The organism is Bacteroides sp. AM37-9 (genome assembly GCF_003603455.1).
Lineage (GTDB): Bacteria > Bacteroidota > Bacteroidia > Bacteroidales > Bacteroidaceae > Bacteroides > Bacteroides xylanisolvens.
The window spans coordinates 119,126-140,441 of sequence record NZ_QTNF01000011.1 but is presented as its reverse complement, the minus strand read 5'-3'; the positions used below and the strand labels follow the sequence as shown (position 1 = coordinate 140,441).

Here is a 21,316-nt window from a genome sequence, read left to right as displayed (position 1 = left end):
CAGTAGATATACTAGAGAAATATTTATTTGTTTTCTTCCGGTACAGTCATAATGACTTGAATTTCGTTGTTCTGTTTCAGCAACTTGGCAAGGAAGTCTTGTACTTCTTTAGCAGTGATGCTGTTGACCAACTTTTCATAGTCTTTTGTATTATCGACACCGGTGTAGAAGTATTCGTCCATGTTATTGAGCCAGTAGCCATTTTCTTTTTGGGCGTCTTTATACTTCTTCAGCATATATTCTTTGATCTTCTGCATGTGTTCGGCAGACGGACCTTCTTTGGCCATTTTGTGGAGTTGTTCCACAACGATAGCAGAAAGGTGGTCTTTCTTGGCAGGATCAGTCTGGAATACGATTTGAAGAACCAATTCTTCTTTCGGATATTTACCCAGGCTGCCGTTACAGCTTACGCCGTATGTACCACCTTCTTTTTCACGGATTTCTGCTGTGTAAACCAAATCCAAAGCCTGATCTAAGAAGCTAAGCAGGACATTGTTGCGCAAGTCGTATTTGCAACTACCGCTATAAAGGAACATGATGGTAGCCATCGGAGTTTCCTGTGCTTTTGCGAATACATTCTTGATCTGTCCTTTGCGGATATCCATGTGGTTGTCCTTGAAAGTCTCTTTACGGTTGATAGATGGCAGGCTACCCAGATATTTGGCGATCAACGGTTTCATCGTTGCCAAGTCTACATTTCCCACCAGGTAGAAAGTAAAGTCGCTTGCGTCTTTGTAGCGGTCTTTGTACATTTCGAGAATACGGTCGTAGTTGATCTGGTCTACCATATATTCTTTCATTCGGATAGCACGTGGATGATGACCATATAATACACTTGTAATAGTGTCACTGAAAGCAGTCATCGGGTTGGCATCCGCATTTTGAAGTTCGGCTTTCAAACGATTCTTGTAAGATTCGAATGCTTCATTGTCCTTGCGTGGAGAAGTGAAAGTCAGATAAGTGAGTTGCATCATTGTCTCAAAATCTTTCGGTGCACAGCTACCGGAAACCGTTTCTGTTGTATTACCGATACCGGCAGCCACGTTTGCACGTTTACCGGCAAGAGCTTTACCCAAGTCAACCTTGCTGAAATTACCGATACCACCCACCAAGGCTACTCCGTTTAATTGAGCAATATTGATGATCTCTTCGTTCGGGAATATGCTCGTACCACCGAAACTTACCCCTTTCATAACAATTTGGTCAGCTTTGAAATCGGTAGGCTTCACATACACAGTTACACCGTTGGAAAGTACTAACTTAGTTGTACCATAAATGTCTCCGGCTTTTTCAGAAACAATTTTGCCACCTTTCAGTTCTTCCGAGATCAGCGGTTCGTTAGAGACTTTGTCTTCATAAGGCTTCAAGTCGAATGACTTCATTTGTTTCAGCAGAGCGGCAATCTCTTCTTTAGTAGGATATTTTACTCCTTCTTTTTCCGGACCGGCCAGCAGAACTACCTGGTTATTATCAGTAATCAGTTGTTGCATGATCTGGTTAACAGCTTCTACCGGAATATTCGGAGCCAATTTGTTCAAAAGCGTATATTCAACTTCGATTCCCGGAATCGGTTCTTTATCAAGGAAGTTGTTAACGTATTCGTTGACATAAGAGCCGCTTTTGGTTTTTTCACGTTCGTTGTAAGCAGATTCTACGGCTTGCAGATAGTTGGCGCGTGCGCGGTCATATTCTGTTGCTGTAAATCCGAAGCGGCGTGCGCGTTCTGCTTCTTCCAGGATAGTCTTCGTAGCTAAATCGATTCCGTCGATTTTGCTGCTTGCGCTGATACTGAATGCTTCTTTAGTTTTGGCAAGGAAATATTCTCCATATTCTGCACCGGCACTTGTGAAAGGAGGATTAGCAGTCTGGCGAAGTTCGTTCAAACGGTTGTTCAGCATATTCATAGCCATGCTGACCATATAGCTCGTTGCGTAATAAGCGATGGTATTTTTCAAAGAATCCGGAGTCGCATCTTGTTTGAAGAAGATGTTGACAGAAGGATTCTTCACTTCTTTGTCGGTGCCGATATAGATAAGCGGTTCCTGATTGTCTGCTACCGGATAGTAGATACGTTCGGCCGGATTTACCGGAGCTTTTACGTCTGCGAATACTTTTTTAAGTTTGGCTTCAATTTCATCTACGTTGATGTCACCTACAATAACGATACCTTGCAGGTCCGGACGATACCATTTGGCGTAATAATCGCGGATATCCTGATACGGGAAGTTGTTGATAACGTCAATGCTTCCGATAGGCATACAGTCTGAATATTTAGAATCCGGATACATCGTAGACTGTGCATTGGTCATGATACGGAGCATGCCGCTGTTACGACTTCTCCATTCTTCGCGGATTACGCCACGTTCTTTGTCTATTTCCTTGTCAGCAAGGTCGATGGCACTCGACCAGTCGTGAAGGATAAGCAAGCATGAATCTACTACATTAATGTTTTCAGTCGGCACGTTGCTGATATTATATACCGTCTGATCGACGCTGGTATATGCATTCAGGTTTGTACCGAATTTGATACCTTTCGTTTCGCACCAAGGTATAATGCCAAGACCTGTCTCATCACCCGGGAAGTTTTTGGTTCCATTGAAAGCCATGTGCTCCAGGAAGTGAGCCAAACCACGTTGTTGCGGTTCTTCAAGGATGGAACCTACTTTCTGTGCGATGTAGAATTCTACTCGTTTTTCAGGAAGTGCATTGTGTCGAATGTAATAGGTAAGCCCGTTGTCCAGTTTACCGATGCGGACATTTTTGTCCACAGGCAGTTCTTGCATGGGTTGTGCAAGTACGAGCTGGAAATTGCAGCATATAAAAAGGACTGCAATAAATAATCCACGTAATAAATGTTTCATGTTCTATTTAGTTTAAATAAATATTTCTTTGTTATTTGTCGTCTTGTTTGGTTGTAAATCACAAATAGACAGGGAAAAGAGTTATTTTATAGCTTCCCGTATCCTGACTAACTTCGTTAACAGCCCTTCCAGAAGGTCTAACTTTAGCATATTGGCACCGTCACTTTTAGCTACCGCAGGATTCTCATGTGTCTCAATGAATATCCCGTCAGCACCCACGGCGATACCTGCTTTAGCTACAGTCTCTATCAGTTGCGGCATTCCACCGGTTACTCCACTGGTCTGGTTGGGCTGCTGCAGGGAATGGGTGACATCCAGAATAACCGGATAACCGAATGATTGCATTTCAGGGATGCCGCGATAGTCTACAACAAGGTCCTGATAACCGAAAGTCGTTCCGCGTTCGGTAAGCATCACATTTTTATTTCCTGCTTCCACCACTTTATCGGCAGCAAACTGCATTGCCAGCGGAGAAAGGAACTGCCCTTTTTTGATGTTAATTGTTTTTCCGGTTTTCGCTGCTGCAACCAACAAATCGGTCTGGCGGCAAAGGAAAGCCGGGATTTGAAGTACATCTACATATTCGGCTGCCATAGCTGCTTCATCTGCACTGTGAATATCTGTCACAGTCGGAACTCCGAAAGTCTCATGTACCTTTCTTAATACTTTGAGTGCTTTTTCGTCACCGATACCTGTAAACGAATCCAGGCGTGAGCGGTTAGCCTTGCGGTAAGAGCCTTTGAATATGTATGGAATTTGCAGAGCTTCGGTGATTTTTACTACTCGTTCGGCAATGCGCATTGCCATCTCTTCACCTTCTATAACGCATGGACCTGCCAACAGAAAGAAGTTACCGGCAGGATTGTTCTTAAGTTCTATCATTTTTCTTAATCTAATTATAAGTTTATGTTTCTGGCACGGATTACGCGAACTATACGGCTTTTGCAGATGTAGATTTACTAAAAAACGTGTAATCCGCGTAATCCGTGCCTGAATTTATCAATTTGGAATAATAAGTGTTGTTTTTTCCGAAAGCACCCCTACTTCCAGCGGGAAATGTCTGGGCAACAACCGCCCGTCCAAATCCACAGCGGCGTTTTGTGCCCGTAGTACTTTCACTTTCTTCGTCCGGTAGCTTTTCACTACCTTATGATTCAGGATTCTTCCCTGAATCAGCATCCATAGTCCGGAGATAATTTGCAGGAATTCCGGTCGGTAGATAACGGAGACATCCAGCCATCCGTTATAAGGAACGGCGCTAGGCGTCTGTCCCCATCCCCAGGCACTGCCTATGCATACGGTCATGATGCGTCCGCGGATATGCTCGTCGTTGATGCGGAGGTGCATCCTATAGAGTTTCCGTTCAAATATAAGAGAAAACAGGGCGGCCACGTAGGAAAGGAATTTCACCCCCCAGAAGCGTTTGGTCTGATCGGTGATTTTAACGATTCGTGCCCCCAGTCCGATATTAACAGCATTGAGGAAGTAGCGGCGTTGGTGTTCTTTTCCATCGTAGAAATTGCAGTACCCCACATCTATTTTCTTCAGCCGGTGATTAATGATACAGTCGACAGCCGGTTTATATTCGGTACTAAGCCCCCAATATTTGGCGAAGTCGTTTCCGATACCATTGGGAATCATGCCGAGAGCGATGTTTTCTTTATCTTCGGCATCGGATAGCATAATGCCGTTGATGGCATCATTTAATGCCCCATCACCGCCCACAATGACAATCGTGCGATAACCATTGTTGGCTAAAATCTTGGCAAGACGCTCTACCGAACCGAAACCTTCGGATTGTACATAGTCATAGTCTACGCCTTTGCTGTCCATGTACTCCTTAATTTCTTTCCAGCGCTTTTTTACCTTTCGGGTACCAGCTTTCGGGTTGTAAATCACTCCCCATTTCTTTGGTTCTACACTCATATTCGTATTTCTATCCTATTGTGTATTAAAAATCACACTATATAACTGACAAAGATACTAAATCCCTTCCAGTTTCTCTTTTACAAAAGCTATCTTTTCTTCCATCGGCAGTTCCGCATTCATCCAATGGATGGTAAATCCTCTTCTTTCCATGCCGCGAAACCAGGTCATTTGTCGTTTGGCAAACTGATGGATCGCAATTTCCAGACCGTTGAACATCTCTTCATAGGTTAGTTTTCCAATAACATACAATGTCAGGTATTTATATTCCAACCCATAATAGATTAAATCATCCGGCGCAATTCCTTGCTCGATCAATTGCCGCACTTCATCTACCATTCCTTCGTCCAACCGTTGTTTCAATCGGCGGGTGATCTTTTCACGACGCAGTTCCCGGTCAATATCCACTCCGATAATGAGGCTGTTCAATTCAGGAAACTCCCGTTCGGGAACCGGATGGGCAGCATAATATTCTTCAATCTCTATCGCACGGATAGCACGTTTCACGGTATCTACGTCGGTAGAATTGTGTAATGTTTTGTACCGGCCTAATATTTCCGTCAACTCTTCGAGCGAATGATTTGCCAAACGAATACGTAATTCAGGGTTTTCCGGCACGGGCATCAGCTTATATCCTTTCAATACGGATTCCAGATACATGCCTGTCCCTCCACATAAAACGGGGAGACAGCCTTTTTGTTTGATTGATTCGTAAGAAATCAGGAAATCGCGTTGATATTCGAATACATTATATTTATATCCGGGATCTGCAATATCGATTAAGTGGTAGGGGATTGTACGTCCGTTTACTGTATAGTCTGCCAAGTCTTTTCCCGTACCGAGATCCATCCCTCTGTATATCTGACGAGAGTCGGCACTGATAATTTCTGTATTGAGTTCATAGGCCAAGGCCGCGGCAAAGGGAGTTTTACCCGAGGCTGTAGGTCCGAGTATGGCGATTAAATCATAGTCCGGCATAGCTTCATTCTTTTATATCTGCAAAATTACGAAATAATTTTAACCTGTTTGATATTCAATCACTTTTTTATCAAGATAAGGAGAGGGAGAAGGATTCTTTATGTTTTCGTTCTTGTACAAAATGAATTCCCACCTCCACGCACTGAAAAAGAATTTTTCATTTCATTTCTCATATTCTCATTGTTTTTGATAAACGAAAGATAATCAAATAGATATTTTATGAGAAATACTTTTTAAAACGGCATTTCTCATAAGTTTACCCGTATTTTGGCTCAAAATTGACCTTATTCTCATAGTGTTTCAGGGTATTTCTCATAGTCAAAAGCCATTCGTCTTTCCTTTTTTCTTTCGACTTACCTTATTTTTATCAGGAAATGAAGCTACTATTTAGATAAAATAGTGGCTTTTTGCTTGAAGATGCTCATTAGTTCCGATTGTCCCATATATTGTGGGAAAGTATTCCCATATATTGAAGGAAAACTTTCCCACAAAATGAGGGAATCCTTTCCCAAGCTGTTGGGAATCTTTTCCCACAATATATGGGACTAAGGCACTGTATATGGAAACAAGCAAAAGGAATACATCGTTCTATTTATTTAATGCCGGCTTCCGGCACATTACACTATGAGAAATACCTTGAAACACTATGAGAATAAGGTCTATTTAGAGCTAAAATACGGATAAACTTATGAGAAATACCGTTTTAAAAAGTATTTCTCATAAGATATTAATCTGATTATCTTCCGTTTATCTAAAAACAATGAGAATATGAGAAATGAAAATGAAAAATCGTTTGCAGGGAGCACGGAATAGATTGTATTTAGTTCATTTTTTGTACCAATAATGAGTCTATTCATATCTCAAATTCAGTTTCATTTATTTTTTGTTGATCGTTTGTATCGTCCGGCATACCTTTCCGTTTTTATCCACGCCTTCTATGGTAATATCCTCCGGTGCAGTGCTGTCCGGAGTATAATATTCTATAGTTGCTTTTCCGTCTGCATCCAGTTGTAAGGATGGATTCCAGTAGATAGTACTTCGTAAATCCGAACGTTGATCGTTCTTTTTCTCGGGAGTGTCATAAGTCGGCTGATAGAACTCTACTGAATCGCTATATCCCAATGGAGTACATGTAATAATGCCCTGTGCCGGTCTTGCCGGGAGATCCTTGCCGTCTTTCAGGGTAATGACAATAGCGCCTGCCGAACCGCGGGAACCTAAAATTGCTGCATCAGCACCACGAAGAAGGCTCAAACTGGACATGTCGCTGGTTTGAATCATGGTCAGTATGTCGTTGTCGTCTTCATAGACAACATCATCAATGACGATAACGGGCTGTTCAGGATTATTACGGATATGTATTTCGTTTCCGTTTGTCACACTGACCCCCGGAAGCCTGCTGACTGCATCGAAGGCCGTCTGTGCGCCGAATCCTTCAAGTCTGTCTCCTTCGATAGTGTAGGTGTTGATGCCTCCTGTATAAATACTTTCCGAACTGGCTTTCTTGCGGCTTCCTGTAACCACTACTTCTTTTAGGTTGTATACTCTCATTCCACCCTCCATGTAATACTGGTCGCGGGTATTTAGCAAATAATCTTCCATAAAGGAGGTTGATGTTCCATCATGAAAAGGAGATTTAGGAGCAGCTACCGGATATTGGGGAGCATCGATCACGATGTCTACTCCGGCGAATCCTCTTTTGGTACGTGCCTGAACGAGGAAAGTTGTGCTGTCTCTGAATGATGTATTGACGATGAATTCTCCTTTCTCATCTGTGGTAGTAGTGGCAACGATGTTCTGTTTGGGAGCTAAAATACAAATAGGTCCTTTTTTGACGTTGCCGCCGAAGAAACCCTTGATACGTCCGCTGATCGTTTGTCCTTTTTCTATATAGTTGGTAAGGTTCAGTGAAGGCGAAGTCAGTACATTTCGGATATGATGCCTACGCCATCCGTGCGTCATCATCAAGAAATCTATCGTGCGAAGTGTACGCAGGTCTTGCTGAAGAACATAATACCCCGGATTTTCTACATATCCTTTCAAATCTGAAGTTAGTAGAAGGTTCGATAAGATATTATCTGCAAGTGAGTCCGGCTGGATACTTCTTCTGTCTGTAATGCTGACGGAGAAACTACCTTCTACCGGAGTTCCGTTATCATCCTTTGCTGAAATTTGCAAGGAAACCTTTTCTCTTTTTCCGTATGTAGGCTTATCCGCAAGGATTTGCCATTGATGTGGATTCCGGTCGGGTACGAAAACTAAACGTTCGCTAAGTGCGTTTCCCTGTTGGTCGATTAACATAAAATGGGTGATACCTGCGTTGAATAAACTGTCATTCATTCTTCCAAAAGTCCTGTCGGCACTGACCGGTTGCAAGATTGCCAGCTTTCCACGAGTGTGTGCAATCAAGAATAACTTTTGAGGCCACTGGGTAGCTTCTGTTTTTTGGATTTCGTAGCGTATTTCTTTTTTGTAATGCGTCATGGAAAGAGCGATTCCTTTTTCTTCTGCGGCCGGAAGATCGAATCGCTTGGTAATACCGTCACTAGACTTGGCAATCACATAATAGGAATTCCCTGCAATCGGGTTCAAGGTGAAAACTCCCATACCATCATGCTCCGAGCGAAAAGCAGTTAATGTGTCTCCTTTTGCATCGAACAGAAATCCTTCTATTTCTGTGGAGAAACCATCTGATCCTTGAGCTTTGAAAGCTATGTTTTGATGAGCAACGGTCAAGAGAGCTCCACCTTCCGGGAAGAACTTAACGTCAAAGTCTTTTGTAAACGAAGGCAGATAGAACGTTCTCTTATAAATATATTGAGGATCGTCAAATTCTACTTCAATCTGGCGTGTGGCAATAGGCTTCAGATCCGGCAGAGAAATAGAAATCAAACCACTTTCGTCTGTCTTTCTTTTACCTTTATCTTTTATCTTTCCGTTTTCGATGGTGCGATAGCGGATGGTTGTATTTCCGAAAGCCTCTTGTGTATTACTGGTAAATCTGACCCTGGCTGTATAATGTGATTCGTCTTCTTGTTGATACTCAATAGTTGAAACAATCGTGTTATCAATCGAATTACCAATTTTCAGATTACGTGAATAAAAGAATTCCGGTTCCTGATTAAGCATCCAGTTGCTATATCCTCGCAAATAATAGTCACCTGCAGGGAGAGTGGGAGGGAGCGTGAAAGCATTATGGAAACCTAACGAATCTCTGCGAATCTTCTTGCGTTCCACGATAGAGTCGGAACGATTGACAAGCTCCGTAATGATGAAGTTACTTTGCGTATTGTCTTGATGAGTGACAGAATTTACGAGATACCCCTTGAACCAGATTTTTTCTCCTGCTCCATAGAAAGGCTTATCTAAATGCAGATACAGTTTTTCTTGCGGAACTTTCTCCAGCAGATTGAAATACGCAAGAATTGTATCTTGTGTGTTTTGTCCGGATAATGAGGTAAAACAGAATAACATTCCGAAAAAGAAAGCCATTGAACCTCTATTCATTGAAAATGTAGTTTTGCTTTTCATACGATATATCTTTGAATACTGCGTAAAAGTACCACTTATTTCAAGATCGCAAAAAAGATTCGTCAAAACAATACAGAATGTGTATGATATTACAAACTTTTGTACGAATGATGGCTTTATGATTTATGCATCCAGATAGAAAGTACTTTCCTCTTTACTGCCAGTATGTTAATCACCGATACGACAATGAATAACACAACGCCCATGCTGATAGCTGCCCATAATGACCCGGTTTCCAGTTGTGGAAACAATAATCGGATGCTGTCTATGTAATAACTGCGTAGCCAGGAGACTAATCCGATGGATAATACAAGTACGATAACATTCAGTCCTACCGTGAGTAACTGATAAGGCAATGCTACCTTGTTGGGACTGTACCCGATTAATAACAAACTCTCCAGCTTAGTCGTATTTTTTTGCAAGAGCAAGAAAATGCTCAACATCAGGATATAGAATGAAAGAATACTGATAAATAAACCTACCCCCAATACAATGCCTACGATAAGACGGAGGAAATAAGTCGTTTTTCCGGCATCCAGTTTGCCGTCTTCCGTTTCATATCCTTTCTTTTGAAAATAGCTGGCGATAGCGGAATCCGCCGGATTGCTCACTTCGATAATCAACCGGGCCGGCTGCGCTTCTACATTCGGTGCGAAATTCTCATTCGCCCATTTCATAAAAGACTGGGGAACAAGAATCGTATTCAGACGATTGGAGAAGCCGACAATGTTTCCTTTGTATTGTTCCACCCGTCCGTTTCCACGCATCATGATATCCATTTGAATCAGCCCCATCAATCCTTCCGAGAGCTTGGGAAGACTACGGCTCTGTGCAAAACCGAAGTTATAAAGGTTCAGATAGTTGCGGGGAATGATAATGGGGATGGTATGCGTGCTTTCGTCGAAGTGCCATTTGTCGAGTTTGATGTCGACAAACTTATCAGGAACAGACTCAAAAAACATATCCGTGGAAAGATGAATACCAGCTTCCTGCATGCCCAATCCTGCCGATACTTTGAATTGAGAAGGAGTGAAAGCCCCTATTGTTTTGGTAAACGGTTGTTTCTTCAAATCCGCAATATCTTCGGCAGAGAACGTATTACTCTTTCCTGCAAAAGAACCGAGTGTGCTGATTTTCTTTGTAGCTATGATGAAATCCTTTTTCATAAAGCTGTCTCCCTCGGTGAATACCGGAATGACATCTTTATAAAACTGCACACTAAGCAATACAATCATCATGCCGAATAGATTGGCTAAAAAGAAACCGGCCAGTTGACCGATACTGATATGTTGGCGGAGGAGCTTCCAGACAAGAGTTGGCATTTTATTTATGATTTTACGATTTACGATTTGAAATGTTGCAGTGGAGGGAGACGGATGATTTTCTCACTTACTATTTCCCACTCATTTTTTTGTTATTTATTACTCGTTACAGTTGAAGTATATGGTTGTAAGGCAACTCGATATGCTTACCGATGGAGGTTGCGATTACACCGGCTCCTTGTGCCTTTGCTTCGGCAATGATAAGTTCACCCATGATGCGGCTGTTATCATCATCCAGATGGCTGATCGGTTCATCCAGAAATATAAAGTCGAACGGCTGGCAGAGTGCCCGGATAAAGGCAACACGTTGCTGCTGTCCGAAAGATAGTTTGCCGGCTTTCACATTTATTTTATCTGCGATACCCAGTTGCTCGAAGAATGATAAGATTTCTTTTTTCTTTTTGCATCCGGTAAGGTTATTCTTCAATTGCACATTTTCAAGAGCGGTCAGTTCGGTGAAGATGCGTAAATCTTGAAAAAGCATACTTAGTGAATGCTTTCTTAGGTCGACCCATTGCTTCACGGAGTATGCTTTGATATTGGTTTCATCGAAATTAATAATCCCCTGATAGTCGTTGCGATAACCATAGATATAGCTACACAACGAAGATTTGCCGGTGCCGGAAGCTGCTTCAATCAGATACATTTCTTCTTTCCGGAAGATCAGATCCTGGTGCCATACATCCGAAGTCACCGAATTACGGTCAGCAAACACTTGGGGAAGTGTTTGCTGCAGGTGAATACTATTCATACCGTTTGTTTACAAATTAATTACATGCCGGCAAATTGCTTGGCAAAGTCTACGATTTGTTTGAGAGCGTTGACGTCTTTGTCTTTCAGGCAAAGGTCGATCTCGCTGATTTCTCCTTCTGAACTCATTGACAGATAAGAAACCTTATTGGCTAACTCAATATATGTTTTAACTTCCTGTCCTCCGAAACCTGCTACCATTTTAACAACAGGCAAGTCCAGTATTGCTTCAGCGTTGATTGCTACAAAGATGGTTTTACCCTTCATATCCGATGCGTAAGGAGCATCTTTTATCGACTTGTCGGCAGCTTTGCCCACGTTCTTGTAGAGTAATTCATCATTGGTAGCATACATTTGTTTATCCTTGATACCGAAGAATATATTCATGCCTTTTGTTTTGTAGACATATTCGTCCTTGCCAAGTTGCATGATATCTTCCCCTCTTTTCAGTCCCAATGATTGCTTGTTCTTATAAATTGTTTCGAGGGCATTACCATTCTTAACATCCGCATACATCATGAAAGTAGGAGCACTGTTCATCGTTACGTTGATTAATCCGGCAGAAATATCACCATTGAACGAGCCGAACAACTCTTTTACTTCGTCTGCTTTAGCAATAGATACTGTATTGCGGAATTCCTTATTCTCGCTCAACAGATTATAAAGCCCTTCTCCTTTCACACCTACATTGAAGAACATCAGTGTGGAAGACGGGAAGTATTTAACGAAAGTGTTGTTTGCTTTTCCAAATGACTCCATTTGTTTTTTTATAAGCGCTTTCACGGCTTCGTTTTCAGTATAGTTTTCTGTTTTGAGGGCAATCTTGCCTTTCTCAAAATTCAGTCCTCCTACAAGAGTGATGTCCTCTGCTTTCACCTCCGTTGGTAACCCCATGCTTATCTGATTGCGATAGGTTGCAGGGATAGCTTCCATAGAAGCGAGGAAGTTGATATCGCTTTTCTGCTTTTCCATTTTTTGGAAAGCTCCTGATTTTACAATGCTGTTATCGGTCGTCTGTTTCAACAGATTAGTGATGGCTTCTTTGGCTTTTTCAGTTTGAGTGGTTCCGCTTACATTGACTATCAATACAGTAGAATTGTTGAAAGCGAGCAGGCCGCCATTCATTGTTGTAAAACTGTAGCCGTCAGCTTCGCTTATCGGCTGGCAGATTTGTTCTTTAGCCATCACGTCGAGTGAAGCATGAAGATTGTCCTCGTTGTTCACTTTACCTACAACAGTAGGGTAAGGGAAAGAAGAGGATGAGAATACATAGAATGGAGATTCGACATCGATTCCCGATTCACCCGGATTCTTCATGACCTTTTCCAGTTGTTGGAAGGTAGCGGCATTCATTCCGCTTTTCAGTGCTTCCAGTACTTTTTGTTTCGCAGCTTCATTCTCTTTATCATCCAATCCCGCTTTACTTGCAAGGGATTTGAGGTTGATAGAGGCAACTACCGAGGCGTCAGCCGGTATCACATTGGTATACTCCGATGTTTTGGAACATGCTGCCAGAAAAACAATCAGTACTGCCAGTACCGAGAGTCGTGAAATCGTTTTCTTTGCCATACTTATGTTATTTAAAAGTTGTATAATCATTGATTCAGAATTATTGATTTTGTAGATTCAGCGTATGGCAGGCCACCAGTGCCGCTGTTTCCGTACGGAGTCGTGATTTGCCCAAACTGATCGGAACAAATCCCTGTTCGATGGCTTTCTTGACTTCTTCTTCACTGAAATCTCCTTCGGGACCTATCAGGACAAGGGCGTCTTCTCCGGGTTTCAGGACATTCTTTAATAAAGGTTTTTCACCTTCATAACAGTGGGCGATAAACTTCTGTCCTTTGAACTCTTGTCTGATGAACGGATCGAACTCGATCATCTCATTCAATTTAGGCAACCGTGCCTTGAGAGATTGTTTGATTGCTGATACAAGAATCTTTTCAATCCGTTCGGTCTTGATGACTTTACGTTCCGAGAAACGGCAGTTGAGGAAAGTCAGTTCGTCAAATCCGATTTCGGTAGCTTTCTCTGCAAACCATTCGTTACGGTCCATGTTCTTCGTCGGTGCCATGGCAATGTGTAAATGGCACGGCCATAACGGTTCCTGAAAAATCGTTTCTTTGATCGTTACAAAACAACGTTTGTTGGTTGCAACAGTAATTTCAGCTTTGTAGAAGTTCCCCTTACCGTCCGTAAGAGTGATTTCATCTCCGATACCTAATCGCAGAACACGGGTACAATGTTGTGCTTCCTCTTCGGGAAGTTCGTTGTTTTTCTGTATATCGGGAGTATAAAATACGTGCATAATGTTACTTACTGGTTTTTATTTCTTGAATTGATTTGGTCACGTATCCGGGCGGCTAATTCATAATTCTCATCTTTGATAGCCTGTTCCAGTGCTTCCTCAAGCGTTCTGGAAGTAGCACCCGGCAAATCATGTTCTTCTTCAGCCTCTTCGTCGTTATCTGTTTCTTCAGAACGGGTTCTTTCTTCCGACGACATGTGAAGACATTCCTGTTCAAGAATAGATTCATAAATAAGGATCGGGCAGTCAGCACGCACTGCCAAGGCAATTGCGTCTGAAGTACGTGCGTCGATGCGTATAATCTCTTCGTCTTTCTTAAGGTAAATATAGGAGTAGAAAATACCATCCTTTGCTTTGTAAATTAACACACGTATCAGACTGGTTCCCAGTATGGTGAGACTTGTTATAAACAGATCGTGTGTCAACGGACGGGGCGTTTTTACTCCCTTCAGATATAAAGCGGTAGCCTGGGCTTCCGCGGGACCGATGATGATAGGCAGTTGCCGTTCACCGTCCACTTCGCCTAATAGCATAGCAAACGCGCCTACTTGCGCCTGGCTGTTCGTGATATTTATAACTTGTAATTCTACCTTTTTGTCCATTGTTCTCTTTTACTTAATTTGTTTTACTCTCCTGCTGGTGTTTGTACTTGAATACCAAGGCAAACAGGATGCCGATCACCAGCGCGTATGCTGCGAATATCAGCCAGATATCCATCCATTCGCGACTCACCAGTCTGCCGTCAGCATACACAGAGAATGCATCAACTACCGCACCGCTGGCATATCCGCCAATGATGGCTCCCAGTCCGTTGGTCATCATAAAGAACAACCCCTGTGCACTGGCACGGATGGAGGAATTGGCTTCTTGTTCAACAAACAATGAACCGGAAATGTTGAAGAAATCAAAGGCCATACCATAAACGATCATGGAAAGGATCAGCATCCATAGTCCCGATCCCGGATCTCCAAAGCCGAACAGCCCAAACCGGAACACCCAGGCAAACATGCTGATTAGCATGACTTGCTTGATTCCGAAATGACGCAGGAAGAAAGGTATGGCAAGAATAAACAGTGTTTCCGACATCTGCGAGATGGACAGCAGGATTACCGAATGTTTCACTCCGAATGATTCTGCATATTCGGGGATGCTGGCAAAGCTACTTAAGAAAAGATCACCGTAAGTATTTGTAATCTGCAATGCCGCACCTAAAAGCATGGAGAAAAGGAAGAAAATAGCCATCTTCTTTTTCTTGAATAACACCAGCGCATCCAGACCGAAAGCGGAGAGCCATGATTTGTTTTCTGATTTAGCCGGTCGGCAAGCGGGAAGGGTGAAAGAATAAAGCCCGAGCAGTAACGCGGAAGCACCACCTACATAAAGTTGTGCACTTGAATTCTTAAACCCGGTAAGGTCGACCGCCCACATGGCACAGATAAAACCGATCGTTCCCCATACACGGATGGGAGGGAAGTCTTTAATCAGGTCACATTTATATTGTTCCAGTGCATTGTACGATACAGTGTTAGCGAGGGATAGCGTGGGCATGTATACCAACAAGTTGAGTAGCATAGCCCAATACATCTGGTCGTATCCTGTTGCGGTAGAAGCGTAGAAGAGGCATCCGGCTCCTGCGATATGGCAAAGCCCGTATAAACGTTCTGCATTAAACCATTTATCGGCAATGATACCAATAATACCCGGCATTACCAAAGAGGCAATCCCCATAGTGGCGAAAATGGCTCCGATCTGTCCTCCTTCGAAATGAAGTTCTCTTCCCATATAGCCACCTAGTGATATTAACCAGGACCCCCATACAAAGAATTGCAGGAAGTTCATAATAATCAAACGAACTTTTATACTCATGACTTTTTTTAATTTGTGTTTCTCTTCATGTTCATAAACCTTGCAAATATAATATTTTCGTTGAATAGGTGGACAAGTAATTTGATAAAAAGGGGATAAAAATGGCATAAATGCGAAGAAAAGAAGAGATTTGGTCGTGAAAAAACAAATGAAGGGGGTATAAAAAAAAGAAGGCTATCTATCCCAGACAGCCAATCTTTGTTAACCTTAAATCTAATACCATGAAAAACACAGTGCAAAGATAGATAGTTTATGTTATACAACATAATGTTTTCTCGAAAATCTTCTATTTGTTAACTCTAATTAACTTTGAATCCTCCATTTTTCTGTTACTGCCCTTCTGTTTCACCACAGATTACACGGATTAACACGGATTTTTATTAACCAATCATCATATCCGGATTCTCTGTTCTCACCTTAGAAAAGGAAAAGGACTTCGTGAAGCCCTGTGCCACCCTGTGGAACTCCTGCATGACTTTGTGATAAAAATCTGTGTTAATCCGTGTAATCCGTGGTGAATCCGGTTATTCTACATAAAGTACCAGGCCTTTCAGGTATTCTCCTTCAGGATGGTAGATGTTTACCGGATGGTCGGCGGGTTGAGTCAGTTGATGCAGGATGCGTACACTACGGCCTGACATGGCTGCTGCGGTAAACACGGCAGTACGGAAATTGTCCTTGCTTACTACTTGCGAACAAGAGAAAGTAAACAGGATGCCGCCCGGTTTGATTTTCTCGAATGCTTTGGCATTCAGTTTGCGATAACCTTGTAAAGCATTTCGCAGGGCGTCTTTGTGTTTGGCAAATGCGGGCGGGTCGAGAATGATTAAATCATACTGGTCGCCCATGCGGTCGAGATATTTGAAAGCGTCCTCGGCAAAAGCCTCGTGGCGGGAATCACCGGGGAAGTTCAGTTCTACATTTTTATTAGTCAGATCAATCGCTTTGGCAGAGCTGTCGACAGAGTGGACGAGCTTTGCACCTCCGCGCATGGCATAGAATGAGAATCCGCCGGTATAGCAGAACATATTCAGTACCGAGCGGTCTTTGGCATAACGTTCCAGTAAAGAACGATTTTCGCGCTGGTCTACAAAGAATCCGGTCTTTTGACCTTTCAGCCAGTCTACATGGAACTGCAAACCATATTCTTGCGCGATATTATCACTGCTTCCTCCTTTCAGAAAACCGTTTTCGGGGAAAAGATCTGCTTTAAAAGGAAGAGTTGTTTCTGATTTATAATAGATATTCTCGATCTTGTCGCCCATTACTTCGGATAAAGCTTCGGCAATTGTCATGCGGTCTACGTGCATTCCTGCAGAGTGTGCCTGCATGACTGCAGTTTTGGCATAAACGTCAATAACCAGTCCGGGGAGATTGTCTCCTTCACCATGAACGAGCCGGTAAGTGTTGTTGGTCGGATTGGTGGCGATGCCGATACTGCGACGCATATCGTATGCTATTTCCAGTTTGCGTTTCCAAAAACCGTGATCGATAGGTTCCTGATGGAAAGACAGTACGCGCACAGCAATACTTCCGATCTGGAAATGTCCTTCGGCAATAAATTCTTTTTTGGAGGTGTATACTTCTACAACTTCACCTTCATCGGGCTCTCCGTCAAAACGGGCGATAGCACCGGAAAAAATCCAGGGGTGGAATCTCTTGAGAGAATCTTCTTTACCGGGTTTGAGATATACTTTATGCATAATATAGCCTTTCCCTAACCCTCTCCCAGGGAGAGGAGGATTGAGATAGTTTTGTTATTGGTTATTAATTACTTATTTTATTATTTATCACTTATCATTTATCGTCTATGACTGCTGGTTGCTTATAGGATCGGTAGTGACTTCTTCCCTTTCCTTGGGAGCAGGTGGGAGAGCAGCTATTTCCCAATCTCCTGTCTGTTTCAGCTCTTGCAACAGATTATAGATGTTGAGGCAAGCCCATGCATCCGTGGCGGCATATTGTTTCTGCCCGTCGCTCAATACATCAGCTTCCCAGTTGGACAAGCGCTGTGATTTGGATATTTTTTCTTTGAATAAGATGGCATAAATCTTTTGCAGACTTTTGTCCTGTATACCGAATTGGCGCACATAGTCCTGCAACTCGATACAGCTTTGTTGAGCGAAAGGTGCGCGTTTGTGCAGCATCATAAAGTCATCTTTCAGTGAAAGGCCCACTTTGATTACAGCCGGGTTCTCTAATAAGTCAACCAATGGCTGGGTCAATCCCGTCATGTTGAGCCGGAATAGGAAACAACATTCTTCAGAAGAAATCTGGAGGAGTGCTACTTTGTGCGATTGTCCTTTGGTAAAGGAAGGACGCGTTTCACTGTCAATGCCTATCACAGATCTGGATTGGAGGTAAGCTACTGCTCTTTCCGTTTCAGCTTCCGACTGGATAACGTAAATTCGTCCCGGAAAAACAGTTTTCGGGAGTTCTTTTAGTTCATCTTTATCTATGGTTCTTCTTACAATCATTTCTATTTTTATTCATCATCGTGGCAATGGCAACCGTCTTCGTGACAGTGGCAATCATCGTCGTGGCAATGACAGCCTTCTTCTTCACAACAATCGTTGTCGTCGCTTGGTTCGTAAAATCCTTCTTCATTACCGTTCTCTTCCTCCTCCTCCTCCTGTTCTTGGTTGTATTTCACGTCATGAAGGGCGCGTAGCGTGTTTACTAGTTTCTGTCCCCACAGTGTACCGAAGTTTTCCTGGCAGATAGCCAATGAATCATTCATTGTTTCGTTCAGTCCCAGTTGGAAGACAAATATGAAATCTTTAATATCCTGATAAATGTCAGCCAGATCTTCCGATATTGATTTTTTGATAGGTTGGTCGCTATAAACCATATCTTGCACGAATACGTCCAGATAATCATCCTTGTCACCCATCAATCCTGAAAGATTGATACGCAGAATTTCGTAAATCTCTTCTGTGACATACGTTTCGGGTGCCTCGTCCCCAATCGTCTCACATTTGGGTAGCATAGATGCTTTGAGATAGAGCAGGGGGAGTATTTTTAATGATGTGTCAACGAAAGTACTGCGCTTCATGCGTTCGGCACGTTCGAGAAATGCACAAAATTCGGCGGCTACTGTAACGAACTCAATTACGTTCTTATCAAATATCGTTTGGCTTTCTTTTTCCATGATCTATATTGATTTGAAACGCAAAGGTAAGAAAAAGGATTGAATGAGCGTAGTGCTCGTTATTTTTTTATTATTTTTGCAGCTTAGAATCTCATTCCAGTTTTATAAAAATAGAATAAAAGACTCATGGCAAAGAAGAAATTAGATAAGGAGGCAGAAAGCACTCCCTCTTCCCCCAGTAAAATTGTGGCTGTATGTAAGAATGAAACTGTTCATTTTGTGATTGGATTGATGCTGGTCATCTTTTCCGTTTACCTGTTGTTGGCTTTTTCTTCCTTCTTCTTTACGGGGGCTGCCGATCAAAGTATTATTGATAGCGGTAGTTCGGCGGATTTGGCGGCTGTTAATAATCAGGTGAAGAATTATGCCGGTTCACGTGGAGCGCAGTTGGCAAGCTATCTGATAAACGACTGTTTCGGCATTTCCTCTTTCTTTATACTTGTTTTTCTGGCAGTGGCAGGATTGAAGTTGATGCGTGTACGTGTGGTCCGCTTGTGGAAGTGGTTTATTGGTTGCACGCTCTTATTAGTCTGGTTCTCCGTATTCTTCGGATTTGCTTTTATGGATCATTATCAGGATTCTTTCATTTATCTGGGCGGTATGCATGGATACAATGTCAGTCGTTGGTTAATCTCACAAGTAGGAGTACCTGGTGTATGGATGATCCTGTTGATAACTGCTATCTGTTTCTTTATATATATAAGTGCGCGTACTGTTATTTGGTTGCGTAAACTTTTTGCGTTGAGCTTCCTAAAACGCGAAAAGAAAGAGAAGGAAGAAGTCATCCCGGAAGGGGAAGGCGATCAGGAATTCACGACTTCCCAACCGCAGGAAGTGGAGTTCAATTTGAAACGGACGTATAAACAGACACCTCCTCCGGCACCTGTGATGGATATACAGGCTGAAGAACCCGAAGATGAATTCCCGGTCAACCAGCCGGAGCCGGAAGAGTCTCCTTTGTCTGATGAAAGTGAAGGAGTGACGATGGTGTTTGAACCGACTGTTTCCAACCCTGTTCCCGCTGTGCAGGACGAACCTTTGGAAGAGGCGGAACCCGGGTTTGAAGTAGAACCTGCTGCTTCTGAAGAAGAATATGAGGGACCGGAACTCGAACCTTATAATCCTACTAAGGATTTGGAAAACTACCGCTTCCCGACTATCGACCTGATGAAGCATTTCGAAAATGATGATCCGACGATTGACATGGACGAACAAAATGCAAACAAAGATCGTATCATCAATACATTGCGCAGTTTCGGAATCGAAATCAGTACGATTAAAGCAACGGTAGGACCTACGGTAACTCTATACGAAATCACTCCGGAGCAAGGAGTACGTATTTCTAAAATCCGTGGTTTGGAGGATGATATTGCATTAAGCCTTTCTGCTGACGGTATCCGTATCATCGCTCCGATACCGGGTAAAGGAACAATCGGTATTGAAGTGCCGAACAAGAATCCGAAGATCGTTTCCGGACAAAGTGTGATCGGAAGTAAGAAATTCCAGGAATCCAAATATGATCTGCCTATTGTATTGGGCAAGACCATCACGAATGAAGTCTTTATGTTCGACCTTTGCAAGATGCCGCACGTATTGGTGGCGGGTGCAACCGGTCAGGGTAAGTCAGTAGGTTTGAATGCTATTATTACTTCCTTATTATATAAGAAGCATCCGGCAGAATTGAAATTTGTACTGGTCGACCCGAAGAAAGTAGAATTCAGCATCTATTCGGTGATTGAAAATCATTTCCTGGCCAAACTTCCTGATGGAGGCGAACCGATTATTACAGACGTAACGAAGGTTGTGCAAACCCTGAACTCTGTTTGTGTAGAGATGGATACCCGTTATGACCTGCTGAAGATGGCGCATGTACGTAATGTAAGAGAATATAATGAGAAGTTTATCAACCGTCGTCTGAATCCGGAAAAGGGGCATAAGTTTATGCCGTATATCGTAGTGGTTATTGACGAGTTCGGAGATTTGATTATGACTGCCGGTAAGGAAGTGGAACTTCCGATTGCCCGTATTGCGCAGTTGGCACGTGCTGTCGGTATTCACATGATTATTGCTACACAGCGTCCGACTACCAATATCATTACGGGTACGATTAAAGCCAACTTCCCGGCGCGTATCGCTTTCCGTGTATCTGCCATGATGGACTCTCGTACTATTCTTGACCGTCCGGGTGCTAACCGTCTGATTGGTAAGGGAGATATGCTCTTCTTGCAGGGAGCTGATCCGGTACGTGTACAGTGTGCCTTTATCGATACGCCGGAAGTAGAAGAGATTACAAAATTCATTGCCCGTCAGCAAGGTTATCCTACTCCGTTCTTCTTGCCCGAATATGTGAGTGAAGATAGTAATAGTGAAGTAGGGGATATTGATATGGGACGTCTCGATCCGTTGTTTGAAGATGCAGCCCGGTTGGTTGTTATTCATCAGCAAGGTTCCACTTCATTGATTCAGCGTAAATTTGCGATTGGCTATAATCGTGCCGGCCGTATAATGGATCAATTGGAGAAAGCCGGAATTGTTGGGCCTACGCAAGGTAGTAAGGCGCGTGACGTATTGTGTATTGACGATAATGATCTTGAAATGCGATTGAACAATTTACAGTAACAGT

15 protein-coding genes are annotated in these 21,316 nt (G+C 42.8%); 1 reads left to right on the top strand and 14 read right to left on the bottom strand.

All coding sequences use genetic code 11. The features are described 5' to 3' along the window. Window positions 1-23 precede the first annotated feature (23 nt). From DW862_RS09915 to DW862_RS09845, 14 genes are all read right to left on the bottom strand, one after another. Window positions 24-2,861 (bottom strand): pitrilysin family protein, encoded by a 2,838-nt coding sequence (locus DW862_RS09915; protein WP_120067995.1) that lies wholly within the window; start codon window positions 2,859-2,861, stop codon window positions 24-26. 81 nt (window positions 2,862-2,942) lie between these two features. Further along, window positions 2,943-3,743: a 3-deoxy-8-phosphooctulonate synthase gene (gene kdsA, locus DW862_RS09910; protein WP_120067992.1), complete on the bottom strand. Its 801-nt coding sequence runs from the start codon at window positions 3,741-3,743 to the stop codon at window positions 2,943-2,945. 117 nt (window positions 3,744-3,860) lie between these two features. Continuing rightward, window positions 3,861-4,787 (bottom strand): diacylglycerol kinase family protein, encoded by a 927-nt coding sequence (locus tag DW862_RS09905; RefSeq protein WP_004316677.1) that lies wholly within the window; start codon window positions 4,785-4,787, stop codon window positions 3,861-3,863. A gap of 57 nt (window positions 4,788-4,844) precedes the next feature. Further along, on the bottom strand, window positions 4,845-5,765 hold the full coding sequence (gene miaA, locus DW862_RS09900; protein ID WP_008020907.1) for a tRNA (adenosine(37)-N6)-dimethylallyltransferase MiaA: 921 nt from the start codon (window positions 5,763-5,765) through the stop codon (window positions 4,845-4,847). 876 nt (window positions 5,766-6,641) lie between these two features. Then, on the bottom strand, window positions 6,642-9,296 hold the full coding sequence (locus DW862_RS09895; protein ID WP_120067990.1) for a TonB-dependent receptor plug domain-containing protein: 2,655 nt from the start codon (window positions 9,294-9,296) through the stop codon (window positions 6,642-6,644). Between the two features lie 116 nt (window positions 9,297-9,412). Then, a complete protein-coding gene (locus tag DW862_RS09890) occupies window positions 9,413-10,618 on the bottom strand; it encodes an ABC transporter permease (RefSeq protein WP_120067987.1) in 1,206 nt (401 codons plus the stop codon). 106 nt (window positions 10,619-10,724) lie between these two features. Then, window positions 10,725-11,369 (bottom strand): ATP-binding cassette domain-containing protein, encoded by a 645-nt coding sequence (locus DW862_RS09885; RefSeq protein ID WP_008020912.1) that lies wholly within the window; start codon window positions 11,367-11,369, stop codon window positions 10,725-10,727. Window positions 11,370-11,389: 20 nt separating this feature from the next. Next, window positions 11,390-12,937 (bottom strand): DUF4836 family protein, encoded by a 1,548-nt coding sequence (locus tag DW862_RS09880; protein ID WP_120067985.1) that lies wholly within the window; start codon window positions 12,935-12,937, stop codon window positions 11,390-11,392. 40 nt (window positions 12,938-12,977) lie between these two features. After that, window positions 12,978-13,676 carry a 16S rRNA (uracil(1498)-N(3))-methyltransferase gene (locus DW862_RS09875; protein ID WP_087318512.1) on the bottom strand — a complete coding sequence of 233 codons (699 nt, stop codon included), beginning with the start codon at window positions 13,674-13,676 and terminating at the stop codon, window positions 12,978-12,980. 8 nt (window positions 13,677-13,684) lie between these two features. Beyond that, entirely contained in the window at window positions 13,685-14,278 is a 594-nt protein-coding gene (locus DW862_RS09870) for a bifunctional nuclease family protein (RefSeq protein WP_049701999.1), read from the bottom strand. Between the two features lie 13 nt (window positions 14,279-14,291). Continuing rightward, a complete protein-coding gene (locus DW862_RS09865; RefSeq protein ID WP_008020916.1) occupies window positions 14,292-15,542 on the bottom strand; it encodes a nucleoside permease in 1,251 nt (416 codons plus the stop codon). A 524-nt stretch (window positions 15,543-16,066) separates the two neighbouring features. After that, window positions 16,067-17,245: a class I SAM-dependent rRNA methyltransferase gene (locus DW862_RS09855; protein WP_049702001.1), complete on the bottom strand. Its 1,179-nt coding sequence runs from the start codon at window positions 17,243-17,245 to the stop codon at window positions 16,067-16,069. Window positions 17,246-17,350: 105 nt separating this feature from the next. Next, window positions 17,351-18,019, bottom strand: a complete 669-nt coding sequence (locus tag DW862_RS09850) for a 3'-5' exonuclease (RefSeq protein WP_117810816.1) — start codon at window positions 18,017-18,019, stop codon at window positions 17,351-17,353. Between the two features lie 8 nt (window positions 18,020-18,027). Then, window positions 18,028-18,693 carry a DUF5063 domain-containing protein gene (locus DW862_RS09845; protein WP_117810819.1) on the bottom strand — a complete coding sequence of 222 codons (666 nt, stop codon included), beginning with the start codon at window positions 18,691-18,693 and terminating at the stop codon, window positions 18,028-18,030. A 126-nt stretch (window positions 18,694-18,819) separates the two neighbouring features. Between DW862_RS09845 and DW862_RS09840 the strand changes: the two genes are divergently transcribed. Continuing rightward, a complete protein-coding gene (locus DW862_RS09840; RefSeq protein WP_117810822.1) occupies window positions 18,820-21,312 on the top strand; it encodes a DNA translocase FtsK in 2,493 nt (830 codons plus the stop codon). Window positions 21,313-21,316 lie beyond the last annotated feature (4 nt).

Bases quoted from the DNA above. Each gene is read 5' to 3' on its own strand.
- kdsA (WP_120067992.1), bottom strand. From the start codon at position 3,743: ATGATAGAACTTAAGAACAATCCTGCCGGTAACTTCTTTCTGTTGGCA.
- miaA (WP_008020907.1), bottom strand. From the start codon at position 5,765: ATGCCGGACTATGATTTAATCGCCATACTCGGACCTACAGCCTCGGGT.
- DW862_RS09855 (WP_049702001.1), bottom strand. From the start codon at position 17,245: ATGCATAAAGTATATCTCAAACCCGGTAAAGAAGATTCTCTCAAGAGA.
- DW862_RS09895 (WP_120067990.1), bottom strand. From the start codon at position 9,296: ATGAAAAGCAAAACTACATTTTCAATGAATAGAGGTTCAATGGCTTTC.
- DW862_RS09915 (WP_120067995.1), bottom strand. From the start codon at position 2,861: ATGAAACATTTATTACGTGGATTATTTATTGCAGTCCTTTTTATATGC.
- DW862_RS09850 (WP_117810816.1), bottom strand. From the start codon at position 18,019: ATGATTGTAAGAAGAACCATAGATAAAGATGAACTAAAAGAACTCCCG.
- DW862_RS09865 (WP_008020916.1), bottom strand. From the start codon at position 15,542: ATGAGTATAAAAGTTCGTTTGATTATTATGAACTTCCTGCAATTCTTT.
- DW862_RS09885 (WP_008020912.1), bottom strand. From the start codon at position 11,369: ATGAATAGTATTCACCTGCAGCAAACACTTCCCCAAGTGTTTGCTGAC.
- DW862_RS09890 (WP_120067987.1), bottom strand. From the start codon at position 10,618: ATGCCAACTCTTGTCTGGAAGCTCCTCCGCCAACATATCAGTATCGGT.
- DW862_RS09870 (WP_049701999.1), bottom strand. From the start codon at position 14,278: ATGGACAAAAAGGTAGAATTACAAGTTATAAATATCACGAACAGCCAG.
- DW862_RS09880 (WP_120067985.1), bottom strand. From the start codon at position 12,937: ATGGCAAAGAAAACGATTTCACGACTCTCGGTACTGGCAGTACTGATT.
- DW862_RS09875 (WP_087318512.1), bottom strand. From the start codon at position 13,676: ATGCACGTATTTTATACTCCCGATATACAGAAAAACAACGAACTTCCC.
- DW862_RS09840 (WP_117810822.1), top strand. From the start codon at position 18,820: ATGGCAAAGAAGAAATTAGATAAGGAGGCAGAAAGCACTCCCTCTTCC.
- DW862_RS09845 (WP_117810819.1), bottom strand. From the start codon at position 18,693: ATGGAAAAAGAAAGCCAAACGATATTTGATAAGAACGTAATTGAGTTC.
- DW862_RS09905 (WP_004316677.1), bottom strand. From the start codon at position 4,787: ATGAGTGTAGAACCAAAGAAATGGGGAGTGATTTACAACCCGAAAGCT.